Here is a 26,392-nt window from a genome sequence, read left to right on the forward strand (position 1 = left end):
TGTCTAGTGGGCATCCTTGAAGTCGGGATGTTCGTAGAGCACGGGCATATTGTAGACGATAAAGCGGTATGCGGTCACGATCATGGTCACCACGAAGATGGAGATGCAGATTTCCCAGATGCTTGGGAAGTACCGTTCCGCCGGAGGCAGGTTGTAGTTGAAGGCGATCATGGAGACATTGAAGCGGTTGAGCACGATGCCGATGATCGCATTGGCCGAGGCGAAGCGGCAGAGGCTGACGTTGCCGTCGCGCGCACCCTTGGCGTAGAGCAGGGCGGGCATCAGCACGAAGAAGAGCATCTCCACCAGCCACCAGACCCCGTATCCCGTGAAGAGATAGGGAAGATTGGCCTGCACCAGCATGTCGATGAGCTTGAGCATGAAGTAGGCGAAGAGGATGAAGGACGCGGCCCGCGAGAAGCTCAGCACCACGCCGTCGGCCTCGCGCAGGTGGGTGGCGTCCATGTATTGATGCACGCCCTTGTGCGCGAACATGCCTTCAAAGATGACCATGGAGGCGCCGGCCGCCATGGAGCTGACAAAGAAGAACATGGGCATGAAGGGCGAGTACCAGAGCGGATGCAGCTTTTCAGGCGCGATGAGGTAGAGCGAGCCCAGTGAGGACTGGTGCAGGGTGGAGAGGGTCACGCCGAAGATGGTCAGCAGGATGGTGCAGCGGATGACCAGCTTGCGCCACTTGATCAGCCAGGGGAACTTCTGGGCCAGCCATTCCATGGGCGCCACGGAGAATTCGATGAAGAGCACCGTGACGTAGGTGGCCACGCACAGGCCCACTTCAAAGAGCACGGAGGTGGTGCCGGGGAAGAAGAACATGTAGGGCAGACGCAACGGATGGCCTAGGTCGTACAGCAGGGCCACCACCACAAAGGCGTAGCCCAGGAAGGCCGTGGTCACGGCCGGGCGCACCGCCGAGTGGAAATGCTTCATGCCCATGACGTAGCAGGCCACGGTGGTGAAGTAGCCGCCGGCGGCCAGGCACACGCCGCAGAGCAGGTCAAAACCGATCCACAGGCCCCAGGGCTGGTTGTCGTCCAGGTTGGTCACCGAGCCGATGCCCTGGGTGAAGCGGATGATGGTGATGATCAGGCCCACAGTGAGGATGATCCACGTCAGGATATTGCCCGGAGTCCGCCGCAGCAGCGGATCAAGATTGAACAGTTTGTCCTTGGTGGGAATGACGATGCTGTGGTTTTCCATCTACTTATCCTCCCCGTGCTTGGAGCACGCCGCCTCGGCTTCCCGGGCCTTCAGGGCCTCGGTCATGGCCCGGCGGGCACGCTCGGCCGCGCCTTCGCCTTCGGTTTCCTCAATCTTGCGCACGGCGGCGTCCACGGCGGCGGCCACGTCTTCCTTGGCCTCCTTCGCCATTTTGTCCTGTTCCAGCTTGCTCATGGCCTCGCGACGCTTGGTCATGGCGTAGGCCCCGCCGAAGAGCACGGGCCAGAAAGCCACGATCATGGGCACGGCGCCCAGCGCCCCGTAGGTCAGTTCGCCCATGGGCCGGTTGCCCAGGTGGGTGTCCAGACCGAGCTGTTTCAGATCCGGGCTGGCCAGTGTCGGGTCATCCGGCGGCACGGGCGCTCCCTCGGCGGCCGGGGCCAGCACCATCCAGGCGGTGCCGCCGGCGTCGAATTCGCCGTAGATGTAGTTGACGTACTTGCCGGGATTGTCCGCGATGCGGGCGCGGGCCACCTTGATCAGGTCGCTGCGCCTGCCGAAGGTCAGCGCGTCCACGGGACAGGCTTCCACGCAGCCGGGCAGTTTGCCTTCCTTGAGGCGGGGCTCGCAGAAGGTGCACTTCTGCACCAGCGGGTCAAAGGCCTCGTCATACTGGAAGCCGGGCACATAGAAGGGACAGGCCACCATGCAGTAGCGGCAGCCCACGCACTGCGAGCCGTCATAGGCCACGGTGCCGTCGGGCAGTTTCTGGAAGCACTTGGCGAAGCAGGCCGAGGCGCAGGCCGGGTCGTTGCAGTGGAAGCACTGCAGTTTGCGGAACACCGGCTTGCCGTTCATCTCGTATTTGTTGACCACGGTCCACTCGTAAGCCGAGGTGCGGCGGCGGGTGTCAGTAACCGAAAGGTCGCTGAACGGTTTGGCCGGCTTGCGCAGGTGGTTCACCTCGTTGCAGGCCGCTTCGCAGCGGCGGCAGCCGATGCAGCGGGTAGTGTCGTGCAGCACCCCGTAGCTGTCGTCATAGTAGGGGAAGGTGTGCACGCTGGCTTCGGCCACCTTCGCCGTGCCCAATGCCGAAACCACGCCCGCGCTGCCCAGAATGGTCAGGAATTTTCTGCGATTCATATGCGTTTCTCCGTACTAGTCGGCGCGCTGCGGGGCGCGTTGCTTATGGCAGGTGGTGCAGTCGGTATTTTTCGGACGGCCCACCTTCATGGCCTTGTGGCAACCCATGCACTGCAGATGATAGGCGGCCTTGAGCCGGGGACGGTCCGGATTCTTGGGATCAATGCTCGTGGTGTGGCAGCTGCTGCACTTGGGCGGCGTGGCCGACAGCGGGCTGTTGTGGTGACAGGCGGAGCAGAGCGTTTCCGGCTTGGTGTGGAAGGCCTGGGCCAGCTTGTCGTCCTTGATGCGCTCCATGAGCGAGTTCACATGGCGGCGGTGGGTAAAGACGCTGGGCTCGTATTTTTTGGCCAGGGCGTCGATGACCACTTTGTAGGGGGCCATCATGGGCGAGAGATAGGGCACGGGCTTCTTGGCCAGCACGGTTTCGGCGGCCAGTTCCTCGTTCTGTTCGGCGGGCAGATCCCCGGCGATGCCCTGCTGCATCTGCTCCTTGGTCATGGACGGAGCCACCGTATGGCAGACGGCGCACCATGCGTCGTTGCGCACGGGCTTGACCAGCACGTGACAGCCTGCGCATTCACGCCGCTTGAGCTGCTGCTCGTGACAGCTCACACAGCTTTGGGGCGTGTTGCCCTTGGCGCGCTTGGCGATCTTGGGGGCGTGCATGGCCCGCTCAAGGGTGATGAAGTTGCCCTCGGCTTTGCCTTCCACCGTATGACAGGTGGTACAGGCCACGGTATCGCCCGTGTGGTGACAGGACTCGCAGTTTTCGACTTTTTTCTCATGGACGAGATGGTTGAAAACCACGGGTTTCATGGCCGCGCCCTTGGGATTGGGCTTTTCGCCGACCGGAAAGATGACCATGGCCGACGGCGCGCCGCTGTCCGTGGGTTCCAGGGAAGCCGCGGACGCAGACCCCGCCCCCCAGGACGTCAGACACGCCGCGCCAGCCAGGGCCATAGCCGCCAGCAGAAGCAGTGTTGTGCCATTCCTCATGTGCTTGTCCTTTTGCATACAGACATTACCCCAATTCCCGGCGCGGCAAGCGCGCGGGTCACCTCCGGCCCCCGCCCTCCAGCGGGGGACAAACACTTAGATTGCGGCAAAGCTAGCTCAGGGCGGGAGATACGTCAAGGAGGGGGCGCGCATTGGGAAGGCTTCTCGCGCCTGAAAGGCAAGGCTTTGAGAAAGTTTTCGCAAAAAAACCGCATTTCCCCGCGCAGGCAGGAAACGGGCCGGGAAGCTGGCTTGACACCCGGTTCGGCTTGACCTATTATTCACAATAAATGAATTGTTTTACTTTAAAAATAACAAAACCCATAATGCGCCCTGTCATGAACCGCAATCCACAACCATTCCGGCCCTGCCCGGCAGCCTCCTTTCCAAGTGATACCGATGTGCTTCACGGGGCGGAGTCCCCATAACCGGCAGTGACCATATCAAGGAGAGAGTGCGATGAAGTTGTTGCAAACCATGGCCTGCATGCTGGCGCTGTGCGCCCTGACCCTGTGTGGATCCGCCCGCCCGGCCTCGGCCGCGGCCAAGGAGGTGAAACTGCTTTTTCCCGAGCCCTACAGCTCCGCCTCTTCCTATGCCGAAGGGCAGGCCGTGGGCATCTATTACGGCGCGCTTGATTTCAATATGCAGAATCACCCCGCCCTGCGCGGCAAATACAAGATGCGCTGGGTGGGCGACGTGGTGAAGTCCCCGGCCGACGCGATCAACGCCGTGGCCACGGGCGCGGGGCAGTTCACCTACACCTTGCCCCAGTTCATCGAGCAGTTCGACCCGGACTGGCGGGTGATCACCGCGCCGGGCGTCTTCAAGGACATGGCCCACTTCCTGCGGGCCATGGACACCCCGGCCTGGAAGGCCAAGCAGGAAAGCCTGGCTGAAACCAAGGGCTTCAGGATTCTCAAGTGGACCAATTCCATCGGCCACTTCTGGATCTGGACCAAGAACGGCCCGGCGGACTCTCTGGCGGCCATGAAGAATCAGAAGATCCGCTATTCCGGCCAGCAGTCCTACGCCAATGCCTTCAAGGCCCTCGGCCTGGTGGGCGTGGCCCTGCCGTATACCGAGGTGGTTTCCGCCCTGCAGACCAACATGATCGAGGGCCTGACCAACGATATCTTCGGCTACACCTATTATGATCTGCCCCGCCAGACCAGGTACATGCTTCCCGTGCCCCTGGGCTTCTGCCCGCAGGCTCTGATGGTAAACCGCAAGTGGTGGGATTCCCTGCCCGAAAGCGAACGCAAGGCCCTGGAATTCGTCATCGCGGCCACGGACGTGCACCAGTATTTCGAGGACGAGGAGCAGCGCATCCTCAAGTGGTGGGATGAAAATCCGGACACCATCCTGGTGAAGATGATCCCCGAGGCCCGCGCCGAGTGGGAAGCCGTCCTGCGGCAGGCCACGGACGAATTCGTCAGGGGCGTGGACCCCGCCTTGCTGGAGGCCATCAGGACCACCGCCGGATAACCCGTTTACGGCCGGGCGCGGCGGGGACGGCATGCCCGTACCGGCCGCGCCCGGCCCGTCCGCCGCAATGCGGCGGAAAGGGGAAGAGCCATGTCACAACACAGCCATGCCGGGGCCAAACTCAAGCACCGCTGGATCGAATTCTGGGGTCTGGTCTTCTTTGCGGGCATTCTTGTCAATTTCGCGGAAATCGTCTGCCGCACCCTTTTCCATTTTTCCATCGACCTCATGTACGACCTGCCTGTCTGGCTGACCATCTGGGCCGTCATGATGGTGGCCGGGCCCATTCTGCCCGACGGAGACCACGTTTCAGTGGACATGCTCCGCAACGCCCTGCCCGGGCCCGCCCGCAAGGCCTGCGATATCATCAGCTGCTTCGCCACCATCGCGTTCGGCGTGGTCATCAGCTGGAGCGGCTTTGTCTTCATTTCCCAATGCATTGAATTCAATATGAATATTGTCCGTTGCGTGCCCGTACCGCGCTGGCTGGTGGAAAGCTGCGTGGGCCTGGGCATGGCCATGTTCACCGTATTCGCCGTGTACCGGCTCTGGGTCGTGGTCCGCGGCAAATACGCGCCTGAAGAAAAAGAGCCGGGGGAATAAACCCCGCAATCCCCGCCTGCTATCCGTTTCAATCCGGTGTCTAATTTAAAAAAATAGACACACAAAAAACGTAAGGTGTTGCGGCGGCGCAGACGCCGGGGCTCAGCGAAAACCACGTTTTTCCGCTGACGATCCTGCGTAAGCAGACGCACGCCACGAAGGCGTAAGCGCAATTTATTTGCGCGGTTAAGCGCCGGAGTGAGCGTCTTAAAAACTTTGAGAATGTACATTCTCAAAGTTGAAATGCTCTAGGAGAACGGCATGGACACTTTCGTCTACTTCGCCCTGCTGACCATTGTCATCCTTTTCCTCTTGGGAACACCGCTGTGCGTGACGTTCAGCATCGGCTCCATAGCCATCATGATCCACGTCATGGATTTCCCGGTAGGCAACATTTCCCAGATCTTCTTCACCACCATCAGCGGCTATCCCATGCTGGCCATGCCCTTTTTCATCTTTGCGGGCAATCTGATTCTTTCCAGCGGCGGCATGGGGCATCTGCGGGACTGCATCAACCGCCTGGTGGGGCATCTGCCCGGCGGCATGGCCGTGGCCATCTGCATCTTCGCGGCTTTCCTGGGCTCCATTTCCGGTTCTGCCACGGCCTGTCTGGCCATCATCGGCACCATTTTCGTGCCCATGATGGCGGCCTCGGGCTATCCGCGCGCCTTCGCCTCGGGCCTGGCCGTGACCTCCGCCGGGCTGGGGGCCGTCATCCCGCCCAGCGTGTTCATGATCATTTTCGGGGCCAGCAACCGCATTTCCATCGCCGACCTGTTCGCGGCCGGGGTGGGGCCGGGCCTGCTGGCCGCGGTCCTGATGTGCCTGCTCACCGTGTACCTTTCCATCAAACGGGGCTACCGGGGCGGAGAAAAAGCCGGTCCGGCGGCGCGCCTGGAGGCCTTCCGCAAGGCATTCCCCATTCTGCTCATGCCGCTCATCGTGCTCGGCGGCATTTACTCCGGCATATTCAGCCCCACCCAGGCGGCGGCAGTGGCCTGCATCTATTCACTGGCCCTGGGGACGCTCGTCTACAAGGGCATCACCCGGCAGGTCTTCATGGACTCCCTGGCGGAGACCGTGCGCCTGAGCAGCATGATTTACTTCCTGGTCATCGGCGGCGAGCTTTTCGGCCGGGTGCTGGGCTATGTGGGCCTGCCGCAGATGATCAGCCAGTGGGTCATCGACCTGGAGCTCGGGCCCACCGGCTTTCTGCTTGCCGTGCAGGCCATGCTTCTGGTCATGGGCTTTTTCTTCTCCAGCTTCCCCATGGTGGTCATCGTGCTGCCGCTCTTTCTGCCCAGCGTGATGAGCCTGGGCATCGACCCCGCCCTGTACGGCGCGCTGGCCGTGTTCTGTTCCATCATCGGCGAGGTGACGCCGCCCATGGGCCCGCAGCTCTGGATCGCCGCGCCCATCTGCAAGGAGAAAATCGGCAACATCATGCGCGAGGCCTGGGCCTTTCTCGGCGTGCAGGTACTGGCCCTGATCCTGGTCACGTTTTTCCCGCAAATATCGCTTTTTCTGGTGCATTTTGTCCGCTAGGGGCTTGTTTGTTCCCATAAGGATGAGAGTTCCGACCCGTGCTGGGCGAGGAGGTTTTTCATGGACAAGACGCTGATGATTCTGGGGCTGGGCGGGGTCGGCACCTACGCGGCCCATCTGGCGGGCAGGCTGCCCGGCGTCCGGGTGGCGGTTGGGGACATTCGCGCGGACCACGCCCGACGGGTCGCCAACAGCCTGATCGCGGACAGTTATTTTCTGCAGGAATACAGGCGGTTTCCCGACGTGGCCGGCTTCGGCATCGACATGCTGGATACGGAGGCCATTGCCGAGGCCCTGGAACGCTACCGGCCGGACGTGATCTTCAATGCCACCACCTTGCTTTCCTGGTGGCATCTGCACCGCCTGCCCCATGACCTGGCGCGGCGGATTTACTACGGCGCGCCGGAGGGCTCGGGCCTTCGGCCCTGGGCGCCGGGGCACGGCGTGCTGCTCTATAATCTTATGAAGACGGTCAAACAGGTTCTGCCCGGCGCGCATGTGGTCAACGTGTCCGGCCCGGACTATCTGCACGAGATTCTGGGCAAGGTGGGCCTGGCCCCCACAGTGGGCGTGGGCAACGTCTCGCTTTTCGAACCCATGCTCAAGGCCGTTGTGGCCGAAAAGCGCGGTACGCGGCCCGAAGCCGTGGACATCACCCTGGTGGGGCATCACTGTATGTGCATGCAGATTTTCCAGGAGGGAGCGCTGGCTCCCGGCATCCCCTATTATCTGAAGGTCGAGGAGAACAAAAGGGACATTACCGTCGAACTGGATGTGGATAAGGACCTCTGGGCCCGCGTGCCCGAACGCATGCCCCTGCTTTCCGAAGTCAACCAGCAGTGCGTGGCGGCCTCGGCCATGCAGGTGATCAAGGCCATGCTCTACGACGCGGGCGCGCTGCTGCACGCGCCGGGGCCCGAAGGGCTTCCGGCGGGCTGCCCCGTATGGGTGGACGCTGCCGGCGCGCGGGCCGTGACTCCGCCGGATCTGAGCCGGGAGGGCATGCTGGAAATCATGTACGGGGCCAACCGTTGCGAGGGCTTTGAGCCCACGGGAGCGGACGGCGCGGCCAGAGCCACGGAGCATTGCATCCGCGTGGTGGAGGAGGTTTTCGGCATCAACTGGCGCTACAAGGAGTTCAGACCCGACACCATGCTTGAGGCCTTCAGGGAGATCACTGACGCTTTCGCGGCCCTGCTGGAAAGAAAAGGGATCGCAACGCACTGAACCCGGAGCGCCTCAACGGTCCCGCGCGTGGGGCGCTCCTGCTCTGATCCCGCAACGGACAGGCCCTGGACAATTCGCCTTTGAAATACGTGCAATGCGCTATTGGCCTGCATGGATCTCCATGCAGGCCACGATGTCCTGCACTGTTTCCTGCAGGGGCTTGAGCATTTGCTCCACCAGCTGGCCCGCGGGACCGTAGATGGTCTGGGTGACGCTGACCGCGTAGCGGACCGGCGCGCTGCCGTTGATGACCGGCATGGCCAGGCCTTTGAGGCCGGGGTAGAGCTCGTCGTCCATAAGGGCATAGCCCTTTTCGCGCACGGCCTGGAGATCCGCGCGCAGGCGTTCGGCGCTGTTCACCGTGCTTTCCGTGAAGGTGACGAATTCGGTGCGCTGGATATAATTTTCCAAGGCCTCGTCGGGCAGATAGGCCAATACGGCCTTGCCCAGCGCGGAACAGTAGGCCGGAACCGTGCTTCCCACGGTCAGGAGCATATATTTGTCGTTGGCGCTCTGGACCATGTAGACGATTTCCTTGCCGTTCCACATGCCCAGATTGCAGATGCCGTTGTTCTCTTTGTTCTTCTTTGCCAGGTTGTCCAGAAACTGCGCGACGATATTGTAAAATTCCCGCTTGGGCACCATGCCCTTGCCCAATTTGCTCAATCTGTCCGTGAGGCGGTAGCTGTTGTGCTGATCCTTGTCCACATAGCCGTGGAGCCGGAGCGTGTTGAGAAAACGATAGCTGGCGCTTTTCTGAATGCCCATGCGTTTTGCCACGCCGGTCACGGAAACGGTTTTTTCCTCCACCAGATATTCAAGTATTTGCAGGCCTTTTTCAAACGTCTGGACAAAAGCGTTGCTGTTCTGGGCCATACTCTTCTCACAAGCAAAGTTGGACGCGGAAAATCCACGCCGGGCGGCCGTGCCGCAAACCAGGGTCTTTGGGGCTGAATCTCAGCTTAATTAAGGTTACTCTATTTTTTTCCCGGCGTCGACTTTTTCTTGATTCAGGGTTTGACAAAGGGAAAAGTAGTATATAATAATAGAAAAAAGTTGATAATATATGAACAAAGGATGCCGCCGTGAGCACCATTATTCTTTTTGATCAAAGCGCTCCGGCCGGGCATTCGGAAGGGCCCGCGCCCAATCCTGTGGACGGAAAGCCCCGCGCCAACGTCTGGCGTTGTTTCGCGCGGCCTGACGGCACGCTTGCGGCCGGCATATGGGACTGCTCAAAGGGCAGTTTCGCCATTCCTTCCCATGCCACGGACGAGATGTGCAGCATTCTGGAGGGCGAGGCGGTCATTGAACATGCCGACGGCACGCGGGTCACGGTGCGCCCCGGCGACAGCTTTCTCATCCCCTACGGCACGCGCACAATCTGGCATGTGGCGAACTATGTCAAAAAAGCCTTTGTCTGTGCCGTGCCCGCGCGGTCCTGAAGAGGATCAATTCCGAGGACGGGCGTGAGCGCGGCGAAAAAATTTCAGCATGCAGCAACGTGGAGGCGGATATGAAAGAAACTCCTGTAGCCGTGGTGACCGGAGGGAGCCGGGGAATAGGCAAGGCTGTGGCCCGCGAGCTCGCGGGCTGGGGATATCGGCTGGTGCTTGTGGCGCGCAGCCGGGAAAACCTGGAAGCGGCCCGCGCGGAACTGGCCGCGCAACGCTTCCTGGCCGGGGCGCACCTGCCGGACATTGAGGCCGTGGACCTGGCCGACGCCGAAGCCGTGCGTCTCGCCGCCGCGGCCATTGTCGCCCGGCACGGCCGTGTGGATCTGCTCTTCAACGGGGCGGGCATCAGCATCCCCGGCAGCTTTGATCTGGACGAGGCCGTTTTCAGCCGACTTCTGGCGGTCAATCTGCGCGCGCCCTTTCTGTTCATGCGCGAGATCATCCCCGTGATGCTCAGGCAGGGACAAGGGCGGATCATCAATGTGGCCTCGCGCAACGGCAAGGTGGCCGTGGCCGGGCTGGGGGGCTATTCGGCCTCCAAGTTCGGGCTCATGGGCCTGGGAGAGTCCGCCTACCGGGAGCTTTCGGCCGGGGGCATAAGCGTGACCACCATCTGCCCCGGCTGGGTCAATACGGATATGGCCGCAGGCGAGGGCGCCTCCCTGGCGCCGGAAAAGATGATTCAGCCCGAGGACATCGCCTGCACCGTGCGCTGGCTGCTTTCCCTGGGGGCTTCCGTGCGGGTCATGGACGTGCTTCTGGAGTGCGCCGGGGACGTGGAGCGCCGGGCCAGCGTGGAACTGGCCAAGCTGTATGCCCTGCGGGACCGGCACCGGGAAGAGTTCGACAACCTTGTTCTGTAGGCGCGGCCATGAAAGCCCTGATTGAAAATATCCAGCACTACAGCCTGCATGACGGGCCGGGTATCCGGACCACTGTTTTTTTCAAGGGCTGCCCCCTGCGTTGCCGCTGGTGCTCCAATCCCACCACCCAGAATCCTGGGCGGGAGCTGCTGCAAAAGAGAAACGATTGCCTGGGCTGCGGCCGCTGCGCGGATCTCTGCCCGCGCGGGGCCATACGCGCGGAGTCCGGCCCGGCGCTTCTCGACCGGGCCCTGTGCGACGCCTGCGGCCGATGCGCCGGAGCCTGTCCCGGCAAAGCTCTGCTTATGGCCGGGCGCGAATACAGCCTGGACGAGGTCCTTGTGCGCATCAAGAAGGATATGCTTTTTTACCGCAATTCCGGCGGCGGGGTCACCCTTTCCGGCGGGGAGGTCCTGTCGCAGCACGCGTTTGCCGTGGAACTGTGCGGCCGCTGCGCCGCTCTGGGCATCCATACGGCCATCGAGACCTCGGGTTTCGCTCCCTATGAGCATTTCAGGGCTCTGGCCCTGGCCGCGGACGTGATTTTTTACGACATCAAGCATCTGGACCCCGTGCGGCACAGGCGGCTCACCGGGCAGGACAACCGCCTGATCCTGGAGAATCTGGCGTGTTTTCTGGCCGAGACGGGCAAGCCGGTGCATGTCCGCCTGCCCCTGGTGCCGGGCCTGAACGACGATGCCGCGCATCTCGAAGCCTACGGCGCGTATCTGGGCGGCCTGCCCGGCGGCCCGGAAACGGTGGATCTGGAGGTCTTGCCCTACCACCGCCTGGGCAAGGACAAATATGCCATGCTCGGCCGGGAGTACGGCCTCGGGGATACGCCGCCCATGCCCCGTGATGAGGCGGAGGCGGCCGTGCGGCGGCTGCGCGGCCGCGCCGGGGGATTGAAGATTTTTTGCGCCGCCTGATATTCGGGGGCGGCGCGCCCTGCATTTTTCTTCCGTTAGGGCAATTCACTTTGGAATTGCCCTGGCGGCTGTGTAAGCAGACGCCCGCTACGAGCGGCAGCCGTTGGCGGCTATGCCGCCTTACGGATGACGACAGCAGAGATAGGCGTAAGCGCAATTTATTTGCGCGGTTAAGTGCTGGAGTGGGCGTCTTAAAAACTTTGAGAATGCGTATTCTCAAAGTTGAAATGCTCTAAGGAGGATCGGCCATGTCACTCACCAAGGAAGCACGCTTGGAACGGATCGGGCGGCTCAAGAGCCAGTTTTTCTCCCACAGGCCCGGCGTCTGCATTGAAGGGGCCCTGTCCAAGACGCGGATTTTCAAGGCCACGGAAAGCGAACCCATGATCATCCGCAGAGCCGTGGCCTTCAAGGAGCACTGTGCCACAAAAACCATCACCATCCAGCCCGACGAACTCATTGTGGGCAATGCCGGGGCCGTGGCGCGGAGCATCCACGTCAATCCGGAGTTGTCCAACAACTGGTTTTACGATGAACTGGACACCATGAGCACCCGTCCTCAGGATCCTTACCAGATCAGCGAGGAGCAGAAAAAATGCTACCGGGAGGAGGTGTACCCCTACTGGCGGGGCAAGACCCTGCGGGATTTCTGGAACGCCAGGGCCCCGGAGGACGTGCGCGAAATGGTGGCCGTGGGCGGCGTGTGCGATAATGACGTCAAGATCGAATGCGTGCCGGGGGACATGGTACCCGCCCTGCCGCAGCTGATCCTGCCCCTGGGTTTTGACGGCATCAGACGCCGGGCCGAGGAAAAGCTGGCCGAACTGGACTTCAATACGATCGAAAATTTCTCCCGGCGGGATTTCTGGCGTTCGGTGATTATCTGCTGCGAAGGCTTTTCCATTCTTTGCGAGCGCCACGCCCGGGAAGCCCAAGCGCGGATGTCCGGAGCCGGGCCAAAACGCCGTGCGGATCTTGAGCGCATCGCGCGGGTCTGCGCGCACCTGGCCCACAACCCGCCGGAAACCCTGCATCAGGCGCTGCAAATGGTCTATTTCGTCTTTGTGGGCCTGTTCATCGAGGGCAACGCGGGCGGGTATTCCCCCGGCCTGCTGGACCAATATCTGCTGCCTTTCTATGAAAAAGACCGGCAGCGGGGCCTCTGCGACGAGGAAGCCCTGGAAATCATCGAATGCCTGTGGGTCAAGATGGGCGAGCAGATCTGGTACTGGAACGAGCCCGCCGCCAAGCATTATTCCGGCTTCTGCGCCTTCCAGAACATCGCGTTGGGCGGCCTGGACACCCACGGCCGGGACGCGGTCAATACGCTGACCTATCTCATGCTTCAGGCGAGCATCGACGTCCGGATGGTCCAACCCTCCCTGTCCGTGCGCATCAGCAAGAAGAATCCGGAAGAATTCTTTCTGAAAGTGGCCGAACTGGTACAGACGGGCTCCGGCTTTCCGGCGGTCTTCAGCGACGACGTGGGCTACAAGATGTTGCTCAAGAAGGGCATTCCCGCCCACCTGGCGCGGGATTGGGCCCCCATCGGCTGCGTGGAGGCGCAACTGGCCGGGCGGCATTACCAGTGGAGTTCGGCGGGACACTACAACCTGGGCAGCGCCGTGGAGTTCACCCTGACCAACGGCGTGCATCTGAAAAGCGGCAAGCGGCTCGGTCTGGAAACGGGCGACGCGGCGGAATTCGAGACCTACGAGGAATTCAGGTCCGCTCTCAATGCCCAACTGCGTCATTTGCTGCGCCGGTTCTCCATCTCCCAGAACGTGCTGGAGGAGCTGCACTATCAGTACCTGCCCAATCCTGTGGCTTCCATGTTCACCCTGGGCTGCCTGGAAAGCGGGCGGGATCTCACCCACGGCGGCGCGGAATTCAACACCGGGCCGGGCATGAACGGCAACGGCGTGGGCGATTTCGTGGATTCCGTGGCCGCGGTGAAAAAGATCGTCTTTGAGGAACAGCGTTTCGGCATGGCCGAACTGGTGGCGGCCGTCAAGGCCGACTTCCAGGGCTATGAGGGCATTCGGCGCATCCTGGAGGAGGACGCGCCCAAGTGGGGCAACAACGACGACGAAGCCGATGCCGTGATGATCGAACTGTGCGGCGTCATCATCAACGAGATTGATTCCTACCGGGGCAAGCTCGGCAATCACAAGCTGCCCGCCCTGTATCCGGTTTCCTCCAATGTGCCGCAGGGCATGGCCGTGGCGGCCCTGCCCTCGGGACGCAGGGCCGGGCGGCCCCTGGCCGACGGCTGCTCTCCCTCCCAGGGGCAGGATCGTCTGGGCCCCACGGCCATCTTGCAGTCCCTGGGCAAAATGCCGCACGAAAGCATTGACGGCGGCACGCTGCTGAACATCAGGCTCACGCCGCAGGTGCTGGCCGGTCCGGAGGGCAGGAAGCGTCTTTCCGCCTTTTTGAAGACCTTTCTGGACCTGGACATCTTCCACGTGCAGTTCAATGTGGTCAGCCATGAGGTCTTGCGCTGCGCCCAGGTCCGGCCCGAGGACTACAAGAGCCTGCTGGTGCGCGTGGCCGGGTACAGCGCCTATTTCGTGGAGTTGAGCCGCGAGATCCAGGAGGATATCTTGAGCCGTACCGCGCACGAACTTTAGGAGCTGTTTCTAAATTGTGCTTTCGGGCTCGCCCCGTGCGAAGGCCGAATATGTTTGAATATACTCCCTCCGCCCAGGGCTCGCCTTGCTTTAGCCGTTGCGACGAAGGAAGCTACGGATAATGACAGCAATTGGTTACGCAAAATGTGATCCAGGGAAATTGCTGTCACTATCCGTAGCGATGCAGTCTTAATCTGTAACACGGTTTCGCCGTGAACGGCTCAAGCAAGCCGCCGGCGCGGCAACGGCTAGCGCCCTTGGCAGAGAGCGAAAATCCTAATTTAGAAACAGCTCCAACATACTGTTAATACTATAGAATCTCGCGACCATATGTTTTTCGCGGTCCGTTTCCGGCAGGAGGCGGACCGCAGGAGAGAAAGATCATGCAGTTTGTCCGCCCGCTGTGGGCCTGTCTGGCGATTTCCTGTCTCCTGATTTCCGCGGCGCCCGCGCAATCCGCGGATCATGCGCGGCCCGCGCCTCTGCGCACCGCCTGGCTGGCTGAATTCGAGGCTTTTGCGGCCTGGTACGCCCATGACCGCCAATGGGACCGGGAAAATAACCCGGCCGTGGAACTCCGTCCTTTTCCCACCGGCAGGCTGCTGGTGGACAATATGCACGCCTACGGCTGGAATCTGGGGGCCTGCGGCGGCGTGCCCGCCCTGCGCGCCCTGCTGCGCAAGGATGTCTATGTGGTGGGCGTCGGCACGGAAGAGGCCGCGTTCAACGCCGTGTACGCGCGCGCATCCAGTCCCCTGGCGCGGCTGAACGGCGGCGGGGCGGCGCGCTATTTGCGCGGCAAAACAGTGCTCTGTCCCCTGGGTACCAGCGCGCACCAGCTTTTGCTGGCCTGGCTGGACGGCATGGGCCTGCGGGACACGGATGTGACCATTGTGGACGCCGAGCCCGACGAGGCTGTGCGGGCCCTGGCCAAGGGCCTGGGCGAAGCGGCGGCCCTCTGGGCTCCGGCGACCTATGCGGCGGAAGAGCTCGGTCTGTTCAGGATCACGGACGGGCGGAAAAGCGGCATCGCGCAGCCCGTGCTGCTGCTCGCGGAGCGCGGCTATGCCGATAAGCACCCGGAACGAATCACGGCCTATCTGCGCAGCTATCTGCAAGCCGTCGAGAGCTTCGGGAAGATGCCCGTGGAAGAACTCGCGCTTCTGTACCAGCGCTTCCAGCGGGAGTTTGCCGGTAAGGCCCTGTCCGCCGCCAACGCCCGCCGGGAGCTGGAAACGCACCTGCTTTTCCCCCTGGAAAAGCAGAAGGCGCTTTTGGGCGGCGTGGAGGCCGACGCCGCGCGGCCTGAAGGGACGTTGCGGGACTGGCTGAAAGACGTGATCGCCTTTCACAAAAAAACCGGAGCGCTCAGCAGCAGGGAGGCCGGAGAGCTGGAAAGCCTGCCCCTCGTAACGCCCCGTTTTTTACCCTGACGATGTTCCCACAGGCCCTCCCGGCCGGTTCGCGCGGGGGGGCTTTGCTCAGCAAACCGTGGAAACAGCGCAGTTCTCGGCCTCGGCGAAATCCGTCAGGCGTTTCCGCGCTAGGGCCAGGGCGGCCTCAACTTCCTCCTGTCCGGAAAAGCCGTAAATGACGGTCAGAATATCCCGGCTTTCCAACGAGATCATGGCCCGCTGCGAATCGCTGCTGGGGCTGCCGAAGGGGCCGCGCGCGTCGGCCAGCAGGGGCAGGCGGGCCAGGTCGATGCCGTCCTTGCCGATGCCCGCGTACATTTCCCCGGCTTCGCCTAGGCGGAAGAGCAGGCCGCCCTCCAGGCGGGCCAGGTCGTAGGAGCCCAGGGAAAAGCCGGTTTCCAGCGAAACCAGGTTGTTGGCGTCCACCACGCTGTTGATGCGGTAGAGGTCCTTGCCCTGGCGGATGCGGCGGTAAAGGGCTTCGGAGGAGACGCGCGTGCGTCCCGGGTCGCGGCCGAAGGCCTTGTACGCCCGGCGGGATGCCCCCAGGTTGGGCAGTTCGGCCAGGGGCGTGTCCTGAAGCGTCGCGTTCAGGCCGGGCAGGATTTCCTGAGTAAAAAAGCTCCAGAGCGCCGGATTTTCCGGAGCGGGCAGGGTGCGCCAGGTCAGACAAGCCAGACGGGCCTCGGGCCAGAGAGCCTTGAGAGCGGGGTCGATGCGGATTTGGGGAGAGATCATCTGCCTTCCTTTAGTTCCCGCCGGTGGGAGCGAGTGACGGAAAAAACCACATGCGGCATGTCCAGGCCGTAATAGCGCTTGATGAAGCGCGCGCCGGGCCTCATGCCGTTTCTGCGGGCCACGGCCTGGGAAGCGGCGTTGTTGTCCCGGATGATGGAAAAGACTTCCCCGGCGTCCAGAACCGTGAAGGCGTAATCCCGGCAGGCCCGGGCGGCCTCCGTGGCATAGCCCTGGTGCCAGCGGCTTTTCCGGAACAGATAGCCCACTTCCAGGACGCGCTCCCGCGAGACGGGCGGGCAGTCCTGCCGGGTCAGGCCGCACTGGCCGATCATTTCGCCGGGCAGGCCGCCTTCCGTTTTGAGCGTCACGGCCCAGAGGCCGAAGCCGTCTTCACGGTAGCGTTGCAACTGCCTGTCCAGCCATTGCCGGGCCTCGGCCTCGCTGAAGGCGTGGGCGTAGGCGTACATCACCTCAGGGTCGCGCAGCATGGCGCAGAGCGCGGGGAAGTCGTCCGGCGTCATTTCCCGCAGGATCAGGCGCGGCGTTTCCAGAATCAGACGCGCGTTCATACGATTATGATACGCACAGGGCGGAATTGCCGGCCCGGCTGCGGCACGCCTGCTCCACGATGGACGCCACATCGTCGGGCGGCAGAAAGATTGCTTCGGGCCGGGCCCGGAACCATGTCAGTTGGCGTTTTGCATAGGCGCGGGTATTGCGCAGCCAGAGGCGGCGGCATTCCTCAAGGCTGATCCGGCCCTGCAAATGGGCCAGGGCTTCGGCCGCGCCGATGCCCGACCAGCCCGGCGCGGCCGGGTCGTCGCAGAGAGCGCGCGCCTTTTCCGCCTCCTCCAGGGCCCCGGCGGCCAGCATCAGGTCCAGACGGCGGGCCAGACGCGGCTCCAGCCAGGCCAGGTCGGCGTTGAGCACCAGCAGCGGCCCCCGGCAGAGCGGGGCGGCCATGGCGTTTTCATGCCACCAGCTGAAAGGACGGCCCGTGCCTTCCCGGACTTCCAGGGCGCGGGCGATGCGCTGGCGGTCGTTGGGGTGGATGCGCGCCGCATAGGCCGGGTCCGCCTTGCGCAGTTCGGCATGCAGGGCGGGCGCGCCTTCAGCGTCCAGGCGGGCTTCCAGGCGCGCGCCGATGGCCGGGTCCAGGGGCGGGATGTCGGCAATGCCGCGCAGCAGGGCCTGAAAATACAGGCCCGTGCCGCCCACCAGCAACGGAGTCTTGCCGCGCGCCAGCAGTTCGCGGGCCTTGGCCGCCGCCTGCTCAGCCCACTGCCCGGCGCTGATTTTCTGCCGCGCGGGCAGAAAACCATAGAGGTGATGCGGACAACAGGCGCGTTCTTCCGGCGAGGGCTGGGCCGTGATCAGCGGAAAGTCGGCGTACACCTGGCGCGAGTCGGCATTGATCACTTCCCCGTCCATCTCGCGGGCCAGGGCCAGGGCCGCGGCGGTTTTGCCCGAACCCGTGGGACCGGCCAGACAAATGACCGGCGCGGCAAAGGGCGGCGTGGATTCCCCGGCCATTACGAAACGCGGAAGCCCCCGTGCGGCGCGGCCAGACAGGGCGTGGCCCGGCGCACTTCGCCGTTGGCGTATTTTTCCAGCAGCTTGCGGCGCACGTTTTCGGGCACCAGGCCTTTGACGTCCGCGCCGTGGCTGGCCGCCGCCTTGACGATGGTCGAGCTGATGAACAGCCACTGATAGTCGGTCATCATGAACACGGTCTGGATATGGCGCTGAAGACGGCGGTTCATCAGGGCCAGCTGAAATTCATACTCGAAGTCCGACACCGCGCGCAGGCCGCGCAACAGGGCGCAGACCCCGCGCTGGGCCGCGTATTCAACGGTCAGGCCCGAAAAGGGCTCCACCACCACGCGCGATTCGTTCTTGAGGGCCTCGCGGGCCATTTCCACCCGTTCCTCATGGCTGAACAGCGGGAATTTGGGGGTATTGTCGGCCACGGCCACGATGATCCGGTCAAAGACGTCGCAGCCGCGCCGGATCAGGCTGAGATGGCCGTTGGTCAGCGGGTCGAAGGTGCCGGGATAGAGGGCTGTTTTCATGATGCCGTCCAGATGCAGATGCGCGTCTGGCCGAAAAGGCGCTCGGCCAGAAGGTTGAAGGAAGCGGGCGGCGTGAGCGCGACGTCCTTTTCTATTTCCGCCGTGACAAAAGCTCCGGGCGCGAGCCAGCCCCTGTCCGCCAGGGCGCGCAGGGCCGGTTCCGCCAGATTTTTGCGGTAGGGCGGGTCCATGAAGACGAGGTCAAAGCCTTCGGGCGGCTGGCGTTTGAGAAAGCGCAGCACATCCTCCTTGGACAGGCGGGCCCGCCCTTCCAGGCCCAGGGCCGCCACGTTTTCCTGGAGACAGCGCATGGCCGGGGCCGCGTTTTCCACCAGCAGGGCATTGGGCGCGCCCCGGCTCAAGGCCTCGAAGGCCAGGCTGCCGCTGCCCGCGAACAGGTCCAGCACGCGGGCCTCGCTCCAGACCAGACCGCGCGCGGCCAGCATGGAGAAGAGGGCCTCGCGGGTGCGGCCCATGGCCGGGCGGTAGCCCTCGCCTTCCACTGTTTTCAGCACGCGGCCGCCCAGGCCGCCGGCAATGATCCGCATACAGCGCCTACATGCGCGAAAGCAGGCGGGTCATGGCGTAATCCATCTTGGCCAGGGCCTCCTGCAATTCGGTCTGTTCCACCCAGGGGCGGCGTTCCACATCGGCCAGCTTGCCCTTGAACATGTCCCACTTGCGCTCCACTTCGCCGGTGAGGAAATCCCAGTCCACCTTGGGATGGGCCTCGCGCTCGTGCAGCACGGTCTGGGCCACGCGCCCGCCTTCCAGGACCAGTTCTTCCAGGTAGCCGGGGATCAGCGGCGTGACCTTGAAGCGCTCCCGGATCAATCCGGCCAGCGTGGTCTGGGCGGAATTTTCGCCGTGCACCAGCACCACCTGCGTGCCGTCGCCGGCGAGCGGGGCCAGCCAGTCCAGCAGCTGGCTCTGGCCCGCGTGGCCGGAAAAGCCGTTGATGGTGAAAATGCGCGCCGCCACTTCTATGTCTTCGCCGAAAAGGGTGATCTTTTTGGCGTGCTCCACCAGCTTGCGGCCCGGTGTGCCCACGGCCTGGTAGCCCACGAAGACCACGCTGGCTCCGGGCTTCCAGATGTTGTGCTTGAGGTGGTGCTTGATGCGCCCGGCATTGCACATGCCGCTGGCCGAAATGACGATGGCCGGGCCGCTGAACTCGTTGATGGCCTGGGATTCCGCGGTGCTCAACGTGTAGTGCAGGTTGGGCAGGGAGAAGGGATCGTCGCCGTTGCCCAGCAGGGCCTTGGCGTCCTCGTCGAAAAGTTCGCGGTTGCGCTCAAAAATTTCCGTGGCCCGGATGGCCAGGGGGCTGTCCACGAAAACCGGCATGTTTTCCGGCAACTTCCCCTGGCTGTTGAGCATGTGCAGACAGTAGAGCACTTCCTGGGTGCGCTCCACGGCAAAGGCCGGAATGATGACCTTTTCGCCCTTGGCGTAGCTGTAGGCCACGGCATCGGCCAGTTCCTCGGCGCTGGTGCTCTCGTTCTTGTGGTTGCGGTCGCCGTAGGTGGATTCCATGAACACGTAGTCGGCCCTGGGCGGACTTTCCGGATCACGGACGATCAGGGACTGGGGACGGCCGATATCGCCGGAAAAGATCATGCTGGTGGTCTTGCCGTTTTCCTCGGCTTCCAGGCGCAGGGAGCCGGAACCCAGGATATGCCCGGCGTCGTAATACGTCACCCGGATGCCCGGCGCGGGCTCGAAGGACTTGTGGTAGTCCACGGGCTGGAAAAGGGTGGCCGCCTTCTGGGCGTCCTCCACCGTGTAGAGCGCGGCCGGGGGATTTTTCAGGCCCCGTCGGTCGTATTTTTTGGCTTCCCACTGGGCTTCCATTTCCTGGATGTGGGCGCTGTCCTGAAGCATGATTTCCAGCAGGTCGCTGGTGGCCTTGGTACAGTAGACCGGCTTGTCAAAGCCGTCCCTGACCAGCAGGGGCAGCAGGCCCGAGTGGTCGATGTGGGCATGGGTGATCAGGATGAAATCAATATTGCCGGGCAGATAAGGCTTGATGTCGCGGTTGCGCTGCTCAATGGCCTTGTTGCCCTGGTGCATGCCGCAGTCCACGCAGAAGCGCTTGCCGCAGGCCTCGATCATGTAGCAGGAACCGGTGACTGTCTTGGCCGCGCCCAGAAACTGTACTTTCATATGCACTCCGAATGGGTGGTGGATGGGCAGAGGCCGCAGCGTGCGTCGGCACGGCATTGCGGCAATGCTTCACATAGCCGCAAGCCCGTCGCCGTGTCAAACTGACGCCGGTTCGCCGCGCTCTTGCCGCCGCGCCCCGGCTCACATATAGTGAAACCGGTTTTACGCGCGGGCGCCAGCTCACGCTACCGCCAAAGCAGTTACACATTTTCAATGTGAAATGCCCTAATCTCCAGTAAGGAACAACCATGCCAGAACTACGACAGAACATAGTGGATGACCTGAGCTCCGTGACCACCGAATCCTGGCGCACTTTCCGGATCATGTCGGAAATGGTGCACGCTCTGGACGAGCTCAATGCCCTGAAGGTCAACTGCATCTCCATTTTCGGTTCGGCCCGCTGCACGCCGGACATGCAGGAATACCAGGATGCCGAAAAAATCGCCCGCATGCTGGTGGACGCGGGCTTCGGCGTCATTACCGGCGGCGGCCCCGGCATCATGGAGGCGGCCAACAAGGGGGCCTTCGAGGCCGGGGGCGAGTCCGTGGGCCTGCATATCGAACTGCCGCACGAGCAGGGTTGCAACAAGTATGTGAAAACCCGCTGCAATTTCCGTTATTTTTTCATCCGCAAGTTCATGTTCGTGAAATACGCCATGGCCTATGTGGTCATGCCCGGCGGCATGGGCACCATCGACGAGCTTTCCGAGGCCTTTGTGCTGGCCCAGACCGGCCGCACCCGGCCATTCCCCATCATTCTGTACGATTCGCGTTTCTGGAGCGGCTTGCTGGAGTGGCTGCGCAAAAGCATGGCGGCCGGCGGCTTCATCCATGAGACGGAGATCGACAAGCTGGTCACGGTCTGCGACACGCCCGAGGAAGTGGTCAATCACTTGTGCAAGATCATTATTTTGTAGCGGCCCCGCGCGTGTTCGCGCCCGCCGGGCCCGTGCCCGACCCGCCGCCGGGACTGAGCTGGGAAGGGCTGATGGATCAGGCCCTGGATCAGGCCCGGCTGGCGGCCGAGGCCGGGGAAGTGCCGGTGGGCGCGGTTCTGGCCGGGCCCGGCGGGCATATCCTGGCGCGGACCGGCAATGCGCCCGTGCGGCGGCACGATCCCACGGCCCACGCCGAAATCCTGGCCCTGCGCGCCGGGGGCGCGGCCCTGGGCAATTACCGCCTGGCCGGCTGCGTGCTGGCGGTCACCCTGGAGCCCTGCGCCATGTGCGCGGCGGCCCTGGTGCATGCGCGTCTGGCCGGAGTGGTTTACGGCGCGGCCGACGATCTGGCCGGAGCCGTGATTTCCCGCGCCGAATATCTGGACGCTCCCTTCTGCAATCATCGGGTCTGGCATATGGGCGGGGTGCGGGCCGAGGCCTGCGCGGCCCTGCTGCGTGATTTTTTCGAAAGGAAACGCTGAGTAATAAAGGTTTTTGTTCCCCGCCAAGGACGGCGAACCGCGGGCGGAGGACAAAAAGGCCGGTAATCGGCGTTTCCGGAGCGCGGCGGGCGGCGTATTCTCCTGATTGAACGCCCCCCGCCGGAAAAAGGACCGGGTATGCTGGAACTGACGGTTTTTTTGAGCGGCGCGCTGGTCATGGTGCTGGAAATGGTGGGTGGACGGGTGCTGGCCCCGCACGTGGGCACCTCGGCCATTGTCTGGACCAGCCTCATCGGCGTGGTGCTGGCCTGTCTGGCGCTGGGGGCCTGGGCCGGGGGCCGCTTCGCGGACAAGACTCTCTCCCGCCGGGGGCTGGGCCAGGCCCTGGCCGGGGCCGGACTGGGCTGCGCGCTTACGGCTTTTTGCCATACGGCGCTGGGAGCGGGCGTGACCCAGGCCGTGGGCAACCTGTATCTGGCCGCCGTGGCCGCCGCCTTGGGCATTTTCGCCCTGCCCGCCTTTTTCTTCGGCATGATCACCCCCTATGTAATCCGCCTGCGCATCGCGGACGTGGACACCGCCGGGGCCACGGTGGGACGGCTCTATGCCCTGTCCACGGCGGGCAGCATTCTGGGCACCTTTCTGGGCGGCTTTGTGCTGATTTCCTTTTTCGGCAGCACGGTCATTCTCTGGGGCGTGGCCCTCTGCATGCTGCTGCTTTCCCTCTGCAACGCCCCGGCCCGGCCCTGGCCGCGTCTCCTGCTGCTGATCCTCTGTATCCTGCTGGCCTGGCAGGACGGGCTTTACGGGCAATGGCTGGCGGAAAAGGGCGGCGTGCGCCTGGTGGAGAGCCCGTACAACAGCATCCGGATCATGGAAGGCGTGGACCGCGCCCGGGACGGCCGGGCCGTGCGCCTGATGGCCACGGATCCCGGCTACAGCCAGTCGGGCATGCTGCTGGACGCCCCGGACGAACTGTATTTCGACTATACCCGTTTTTACGCCCTGGGGCCGCGCCATGTGCCGGGCGCGCGCAAGGTGCTGATGCTCGGCGGCGGGGGCTATTCCGTGCCCAAGTGGCTGTTGTCGGGCAAAAGCGGGCTGGACGCCGCGCGTCTGCGCCTGACCGTGGTGGAGCTGGACCCGGCCATGACCGCAAGTTCCCGGCGCTGGTTCGGCCTGAGGGACGATCCCCGCCTCACGGTGCGGCACGAGGACGCCCGCGCCTTTCTCAACCGGCAGAACGAGCGCTATGATCTGGTTTTCGTGGATGTCTTCAATTCGCACTATTCCGTACCCTTCCAGATGGGTACCGTGGAGGCCGCCCGGGCTCTGCGCCGTGCCGTGGCTCCGGGGGGAGCCCTGCTGATGAATGTGATTTCGGCGGTGGAGGGGCCGGACGGGCGCTTGTTCCGGGGCATTTGCCACGCGCTGGCCGCCGCCTTTGCCGAGGTGGGCGTGTACTGCGTGGGCAGACCTGACCGGCCCGGCGAGGTGCAGAACCTGATGCTGCTGGCGTTTCCGGAAGCCGTTCCCGATGCCGCGCCCCCGGCGGCGGACGCAGCGGCTGGGGCGACAGACCCCCCGGCCCCGGAAACGGACGCCATGCTGGCCGTGCGCTACGCCGGGGTCATACCGGCGGACATTCCCGCGCTTACCGACGACTTCGCGCCGGTGGAGCGCTACGCCCTGATGCTGCTGCGGCAGTGAGCCGGGGCGCTTTCCCCCGGCGTCCCAAAAGCCGTCTTGCGGTATGCCGATGAAATCTGTAGTTTAGCATTCACAGAAGGAGGCCGTGCTATGGAACACAACAACGTCAAACCCGTGGACATCACGGAAAACGTGCTGACCATGCTGGGGCGGAAAATGAGCAGCGGACGGGATCTGACCATGTCCGAACGGCTGATGGCCATGACCGCCACGGCGCAGACCACCTCCAACCGTTACGGCCCCGGCCCGGCGGACATGGTGGTGCAGCAGCCCGAGCTGCCCGAAACCGTGAAGGGCGTGCTGGCGAACTTTACCGGCGTCTAGAGCGGATTACCTTTGAAATTTTACAAATTTCAAAGTCGGCATTCCGGCGAAAAACGTGGTTATCGTTGCTGTCGATCCCCGTATGGTTCCGTTGTCGCCAACGATGACAGCCCCTGGGGCTGCCTTCGGTCGTTTCGCCGGAATCCACGCCGCGTTGCTCTCGATGCCTGTACGCCCTTTGGGCTACAGGCACGGCCCTATGGGCCGCCCGTCGGGTCGGTCTTCGCGGCACGCCGCTGTGCCGTCCTCGCCGCAAAGCGTGAAGGCTCGCCGGCGGGAGAGGCAAAAGAGCAAATAATGCGCTTACGGCTTGAGAGCGCGGGGCTGCTCCCGCAGCCTCGTCAGAGCATTTCAAATGGGTTTAAACAGCGCGGCGCGGGGACAGGCGGTCCCGCCGCGCCCATTGCGAGGATGTTTTGAACGAATCCATCGACGATCTTACCGTACAGTATGAGGAAAACGGCCAGGTTCTGATCAACGAACTGGACAAGGTGGTGCTGAGCAAGGGCGCCTGGACCACCATCCTGTTCCGCTATCAGCAGTGGCGGCCGGAAACCGACGATTACGGCCCGGATAAATATGTGATCCGGCGCTATAAAAAATCGGGCGGCGAATACCGCCAGCAGTCCAAATTCACCATTTCCAGCGCCGAGCAGGCCCGCAAGATCGTGGACGCCCTGCTGTCCTGGATCGAAAAATAAGCTTTTCCCCTTGTCTTCGGTGGGGCTGCGCGACGGCCCACCCGGCCGGGGCGAGAGTGATCCGCTTCAGGGAGCGCCCCTTTTCCCGTTCGGGGAAGGGGCGCTCCGCCGTCTTCCGTGGTACATTCCGTCAGGCGGGCGAGGGGAGGCGCGGTCGCGTCGTCCCTTCCTCCCCGTTCACTCTTCGCCCTGGCCGCCCGCCGCGCGGCAGGCCAGCCAGGGCAGTTCGTGACGACTGTTGATGTTCAGCCGTCGCAGGATATTGCGGATATGGGTTTTCAGCGTGCTGGGCGAAATGTTCAGGCTGGCGCAGATATCGGCGTCATGGCGCTTCCGGGCCAGCATGGCCGCGATGCAGGCCTGCTGGCGGGTCAGCCCGAGCTGGCGGAAAAGCCGTTCGCAGTCTTCCTGATTCAGGGCCTCCGGCGGAAGCGGGCCGTCCTCCTGTGCCTCCTGCGAGCCCTGCGCCGCTGTCTCGATCTGGATCACGGGCGAGAACGCGCCCGGCAGGGGCCGGGTGGGGCGGGTCGGGCGGCCGGGCGGCGCGGCCTCCCAGAATCCCATCTGCTCCAGCAGGAAGACGTAAGCGGAACTGGAAAGCAGAATGGTGACGGCCAGCAGGGCGAAAAGGTAGTTGACCGTGGTGCCGTGGGAAAGGCTGGCGCGGATGGCGGGCAGGGCGTATGTGCCCAGCAGCAGGCTGAGAAGCAGCGTGGCCCCGCCGAAGCCGATCAGCCGGATGCCGTTGCCCCGGCGGCGCGCGTTGAGCCAGGAGGCCGCGTAAAACAGCGTGGTGTAGCTGTAGACGCCCAGCAGGGTATAGGCGAAGTGCAGGCTGTCCAGGGAGAGGGCCGGGGATTCGCGGTGCAGCAGCGGCCAGGCCGTATAGCCCACCACCAGCAGCGGGCCCATGAGCAGGATGGTGCGCCAGAGGGAGGCCCGGCGCGCCAGGTGGATGCAGAGCGGGGAGATCAGGCAGCTCAGCACCACAATGAGCAGCAGGTGCGGCTTGGGACGGGGCAGCAGGGGCTCCATGACGGCCAGCAGGCTGTAGTACAGGCCGTGACTGAGGCCGGTCAGGGCGTAGACGGCGTAGATCGGCGCCAGGCCCGCCGGGCCCGTCAGGCCTGGCGGAGCGGGCATTGCGGCGGATTCCGGCGCGCCGCTCCGGTCGCCTTGGGCGGGGTTGCCCGCCGCTTCCGGCGGCGCGGGCGGAGCCGGGGGCGGCTCAAGCAGCAGTTTGGCCGCCAGGGCGAAGACCACGGGCAGAAGCAGCAGGCTCTCCGGCCGCAGGCTCAGCAGGCCGTGGATCAGGGCGCGGCTGGCGATGATGCCGCCGCTGACCACCACCAGAATGCCCGCGTGCGAGAGCGAAGCCACCCCCATGCCCAGCACCGTAAAGCCCACGGCAAAGCCGAAACCCGCCAGCGCGCTGATCACCGCGCCCGCCGGGGCATTGTCGAACAGGGCGAGATCCAGGCTCAGCAGCAGCGGGCTGATCAGGCCCGCGCAGCCCGCGATCCAGAGCCGGGCCAGCATGCCGTCGGCGCGCAGGCGTTCCCGCCACAGGCCGAACAGCAGCAGGAACAGCGCGGCGCAGGGCAGCACGGCGAACAGCCGCCCGAATTCGTCATTGAAAAGGAACGGCTCCGGGTCGCCGTAGCTGCGGAAGACCAGCCAGAGCCAGGCATTCAGGCAGCCCGCGCCCAGGATATAGCGAAGCTCTTTCAAGGCGTACCTCGGGCAGAGTTAAGTTCCACGTCCCGCCGTTCTTTGCGGGGAGCGGCCGCCGCAGGGGACGGGTCCGCGCGCCGCGGGC

The 26,392-nt window shown here is 63.6% G+C and carries 25 protein-coding genes; 14 read left to right on the forward strand and 11 right to left on the reverse strand.

Annotated elements, in window-relative coordinates; all coding sequences use genetic code 11:
• Window positions 1-3: 3 nt before the first annotated feature.
• Genes hmcC through HMPREF0326_RS06085 form a run of 3 tightly spaced genes read right to left on the reverse strand, consistent with a single transcriptional unit; the run spans window position 4 to window position 3,321 of the window.
• A complete protein-coding gene (gene hmcC / locus HMPREF0326_RS06075) occupies window positions 4-1,218 on the reverse strand; it encodes a sulfate respiration complex protein HmcC (protein WP_008686309.1) in 1,215 nt (404 codons plus the stop codon).
• On the reverse strand, window positions 1,219-2,322 hold the full coding sequence (gene hmcB, locus HMPREF0326_RS06080; RefSeq protein ID WP_008686308.1) for a sulfate respiration complex iron-sulfur protein HmcB: 1,104 nt from the start codon (window positions 2,320-2,322) through the stop codon (window positions 1,219-1,221).
• A gap of 15 nt (window positions 2,323-2,337) precedes the next feature.
• A complete protein-coding gene (locus tag HMPREF0326_RS06085) occupies window positions 2,338-3,321 on the reverse strand; it encodes a nine-heme cytochrome c (RefSeq protein ID WP_008686307.1) in 984 nt (327 codons plus the stop codon).
• A gap of 459 nt (window positions 3,322-3,780) precedes the next feature.
• On the opposite strand from HMPREF0326_RS06085, the gene HMPREF0326_RS06090 reads away from it, so the two are divergent.
• The 4 genes from HMPREF0326_RS06090 to HMPREF0326_RS06105 all read left to right on the forward strand — a co-directional run bounded on the left by HMPREF0326_RS06090 (window position 3,781) and on the right by HMPREF0326_RS06105 (window position 8,184).
• On the forward strand, window positions 3,781-4,809 hold the full coding sequence (locus HMPREF0326_RS06090) for a TRAP transporter substrate-binding protein (RefSeq protein ID WP_008686306.1): 1,029 nt from the start codon (window positions 3,781-3,783) through the stop codon (window positions 4,807-4,809).
• Window positions 4,810-4,899: 90 nt separating this feature from the next.
• Window positions 4,900-5,412 carry a TRAP transporter small permease gene (locus tag HMPREF0326_RS06095; RefSeq protein ID WP_008686305.1) on the forward strand — a complete coding sequence of 171 codons (513 nt, stop codon included), beginning with the start codon at window positions 4,900-4,902 and terminating at the stop codon, window positions 5,410-5,412.
• 261 nt (window positions 5,413-5,673) lie between these two features.
• Window positions 5,674-6,957, forward strand: coding sequence for a TRAP transporter large permease (locus tag HMPREF0326_RS06100; protein ID WP_008686304.1), 1,284 nt, complete (start codon window positions 5,674-5,676; stop codon window positions 6,955-6,957).
• A gap of 60 nt (window positions 6,958-7,017) precedes the next feature.
• Window positions 7,018-8,184: a hypothetical protein gene (locus tag HMPREF0326_RS06105; protein ID WP_008686303.1), complete on the forward strand. Its 1,167-nt coding sequence runs from the start codon at window positions 7,018-7,020 to the stop codon at window positions 8,182-8,184.
• A 99-nt stretch (window positions 8,185-8,283) separates the two neighbouring features.
• On the opposite strand, the gene HMPREF0326_RS06110 is transcribed toward HMPREF0326_RS06105, so the two are convergent.
• The gene (locus HMPREF0326_RS06110) at window positions 8,284-9,060 is read right to left on the reverse strand and encodes an IclR family transcriptional regulator (RefSeq protein WP_008686302.1); all 777 of its coding nucleotides are present in this window, start codon (window positions 9,058-9,060) and stop codon (window positions 8,284-8,286) included.
• Between the two features lie 209 nt (window positions 9,061-9,269).
• Here HMPREF0326_RS06110 and HMPREF0326_RS06115 point away from each other — a divergent pair, with 209 nt between their 5' ends.
• The 5 genes from HMPREF0326_RS06115 to HMPREF0326_RS06135 all read left to right on the forward strand — a co-directional run bounded on the left by HMPREF0326_RS06115 (window position 9,270) and on the right by HMPREF0326_RS06135 (window position 15,499).
• Complete coding sequence (locus HMPREF0326_RS06115) at window positions 9,270-9,629, forward strand: cupin domain-containing protein (protein WP_008686301.1); 360 nt, start codon at window positions 9,270-9,272, stop codon at window positions 9,627-9,629.
• Window positions 9,630-9,700: 71 nt separating this feature from the next.
• Entirely contained in the window at window positions 9,701-10,504 is an 804-nt protein-coding gene (locus HMPREF0326_RS06120) for an SDR family oxidoreductase (RefSeq protein WP_008686300.1), read from the forward strand.
• Window positions 10,505-10,512: 8 nt separating this feature from the next.
• A complete protein-coding gene (locus HMPREF0326_RS06125) occupies window positions 10,513-11,433 on the forward strand; it encodes a glycyl-radical enzyme activating protein (protein WP_008686299.1) in 921 nt (306 codons plus the stop codon).
• A gap of 248 nt (window positions 11,434-11,681) precedes the next feature.
• A complete protein-coding gene (locus tag HMPREF0326_RS06130) occupies window positions 11,682-14,066 on the forward strand; it encodes a glycyl radical protein (RefSeq protein WP_008686298.1) in 2,385 nt (794 codons plus the stop codon).
• A 383-nt stretch (window positions 14,067-14,449) separates the two neighbouring features.
• On the forward strand, window positions 14,450-15,499 hold the full coding sequence (locus HMPREF0326_RS06135; RefSeq protein WP_008686297.1) for an ABC transporter substrate-binding protein: 1,050 nt from the start codon (window positions 14,450-14,452) through the stop codon (window positions 15,497-15,499).
• A gap of 48 nt (window positions 15,500-15,547) precedes the next feature.
• Here HMPREF0326_RS06135 and HMPREF0326_RS06140 read toward each other — a convergent pair whose 3' ends face one another.
• Genes HMPREF0326_RS06140 through HMPREF0326_RS06165 form a run of 6 tightly spaced genes read right to left on the reverse strand, consistent with a single transcriptional unit; the run spans window position 15,548 to window position 20,457 of the window.
• The gene (locus tag HMPREF0326_RS06140) at window positions 15,548-16,219 is read right to left on the reverse strand and encodes a B3/B4 domain-containing protein (RefSeq protein WP_008686296.1); all 672 of its coding nucleotides are present in this window, start codon (window positions 16,217-16,219) and stop codon (window positions 15,548-15,550) included.
• Window positions 16,216-16,788: a GNAT family N-acetyltransferase gene (locus HMPREF0326_RS06145; protein WP_008686295.1), complete on the reverse strand. Its 573-nt coding sequence runs from the start codon at window positions 16,786-16,788 to the stop codon at window positions 16,216-16,218. The genes HMPREF0326_RS06140 and HMPREF0326_RS06145 overlap by 4 nt, the downstream gene beginning before the upstream one ends.
• A 4-nt stretch (window positions 16,789-16,792) precedes the next feature.
• Window positions 16,793-17,752, reverse strand: coding sequence for a tRNA (adenosine(37)-N6)-dimethylallyltransferase MiaA (gene miaA, locus HMPREF0326_RS06150; protein WP_008686294.1), 960 nt, complete (start codon window positions 17,750-17,752; stop codon window positions 16,793-16,795).
• Window positions 17,752-18,291 carry a pantetheine-phosphate adenylyltransferase gene (gene coaD / locus HMPREF0326_RS06155; RefSeq protein WP_008686293.1) on the reverse strand — a complete coding sequence of 180 codons (540 nt, stop codon included), beginning with the start codon at window positions 18,289-18,291 and terminating at the stop codon, window positions 17,752-17,754. The genes miaA and coaD overlap by 1 nt, the downstream gene beginning before the upstream one ends.
• Window positions 18,288-18,839 (reverse strand): 16S rRNA (guanine(966)-N(2))-methyltransferase RsmD, encoded by a 552-nt coding sequence (rsmD, locus tag HMPREF0326_RS06160; RefSeq protein ID WP_008686292.1) that lies wholly within the window; start codon window positions 18,837-18,839, stop codon window positions 18,288-18,290. Before rsmD ends, coaD begins: the two co-directional genes overlap by 4 nt.
• A 7-nt stretch (window positions 18,840-18,846) precedes the next feature.
• Entirely contained in the window at window positions 18,847-20,457 is a 1,611-nt protein-coding gene (locus HMPREF0326_RS06165) for an MBL fold metallo-hydrolase RNA specificity domain-containing protein (RefSeq protein ID WP_008686291.1), read from the reverse strand.
• A gap of 248 nt (window positions 20,458-20,705) precedes the next feature.
• Between HMPREF0326_RS06165 and HMPREF0326_RS06170 the strand changes: the two genes are divergently transcribed.
• The 5 genes from HMPREF0326_RS06170 to HMPREF0326_RS06190 all read left to right on the forward strand — a co-directional run bounded on the left by HMPREF0326_RS06170 (window position 20,706) and on the right by HMPREF0326_RS06190 (window position 24,573).
• Entirely contained in the window at window positions 20,706-21,374 is a 669-nt protein-coding gene (locus HMPREF0326_RS06170) for a TIGR00730 family Rossman fold protein (RefSeq protein ID WP_008686290.1), read from the forward strand.
• Between the two features lie 11 nt (window positions 21,375-21,385).
• Window positions 21,386-21,877, forward strand: coding sequence for a tRNA adenosine(34) deaminase TadA (tadA, locus tag HMPREF0326_RS06175; RefSeq protein ID WP_009303452.1), 492 nt, complete (start codon window positions 21,386-21,388; stop codon window positions 21,875-21,877).
• Between the two features lie 138 nt (window positions 21,878-22,015).
• Complete coding sequence (locus HMPREF0326_RS06180) at window positions 22,016-23,548, forward strand: fused MFS/spermidine synthase (RefSeq protein WP_008686287.1); 1,533 nt, start codon at window positions 22,016-22,018, stop codon at window positions 23,546-23,548.
• Between the two features lie 90 nt (window positions 23,549-23,638).
• Window positions 23,639-23,872, forward strand: coding sequence for a hypothetical protein (locus tag HMPREF0326_RS06185; RefSeq protein WP_008686285.1), 234 nt, complete (start codon window positions 23,639-23,641; stop codon window positions 23,870-23,872).
• A 416-nt stretch (window positions 23,873-24,288) separates the two neighbouring features.
• The gene (locus HMPREF0326_RS06190) at window positions 24,289-24,573 is read left to right on the forward strand and encodes a hypothetical protein (RefSeq protein ID WP_008686281.1); all 285 of its coding nucleotides are present in this window, start codon (window positions 24,289-24,291) and stop codon (window positions 24,571-24,573) included.
• Between the two features lie 177 nt (window positions 24,574-24,750).
• On the opposite strand, the gene HMPREF0326_RS06195 is transcribed toward HMPREF0326_RS06190, so the two are convergent.
• On the reverse strand, window positions 24,751-26,304 hold the full coding sequence (locus tag HMPREF0326_RS06195; RefSeq protein ID WP_020990310.1) for a helix-turn-helix transcriptional regulator: 1,554 nt from the start codon (window positions 26,302-26,304) through the stop codon (window positions 24,751-24,753).
• Window positions 26,305-26,392: the final 88 nt, after the last annotated feature.

The sequence above is a fragment of the Desulfovibrio sp. 3_1_syn3 genome (assembly GCF_000145315.2).
Lineage (GTDB): Bacteria > Desulfobacterota > Desulfovibrionia > Desulfovibrionales > Desulfovibrionaceae > Desulfovibrio > Desulfovibrio fairfieldensis.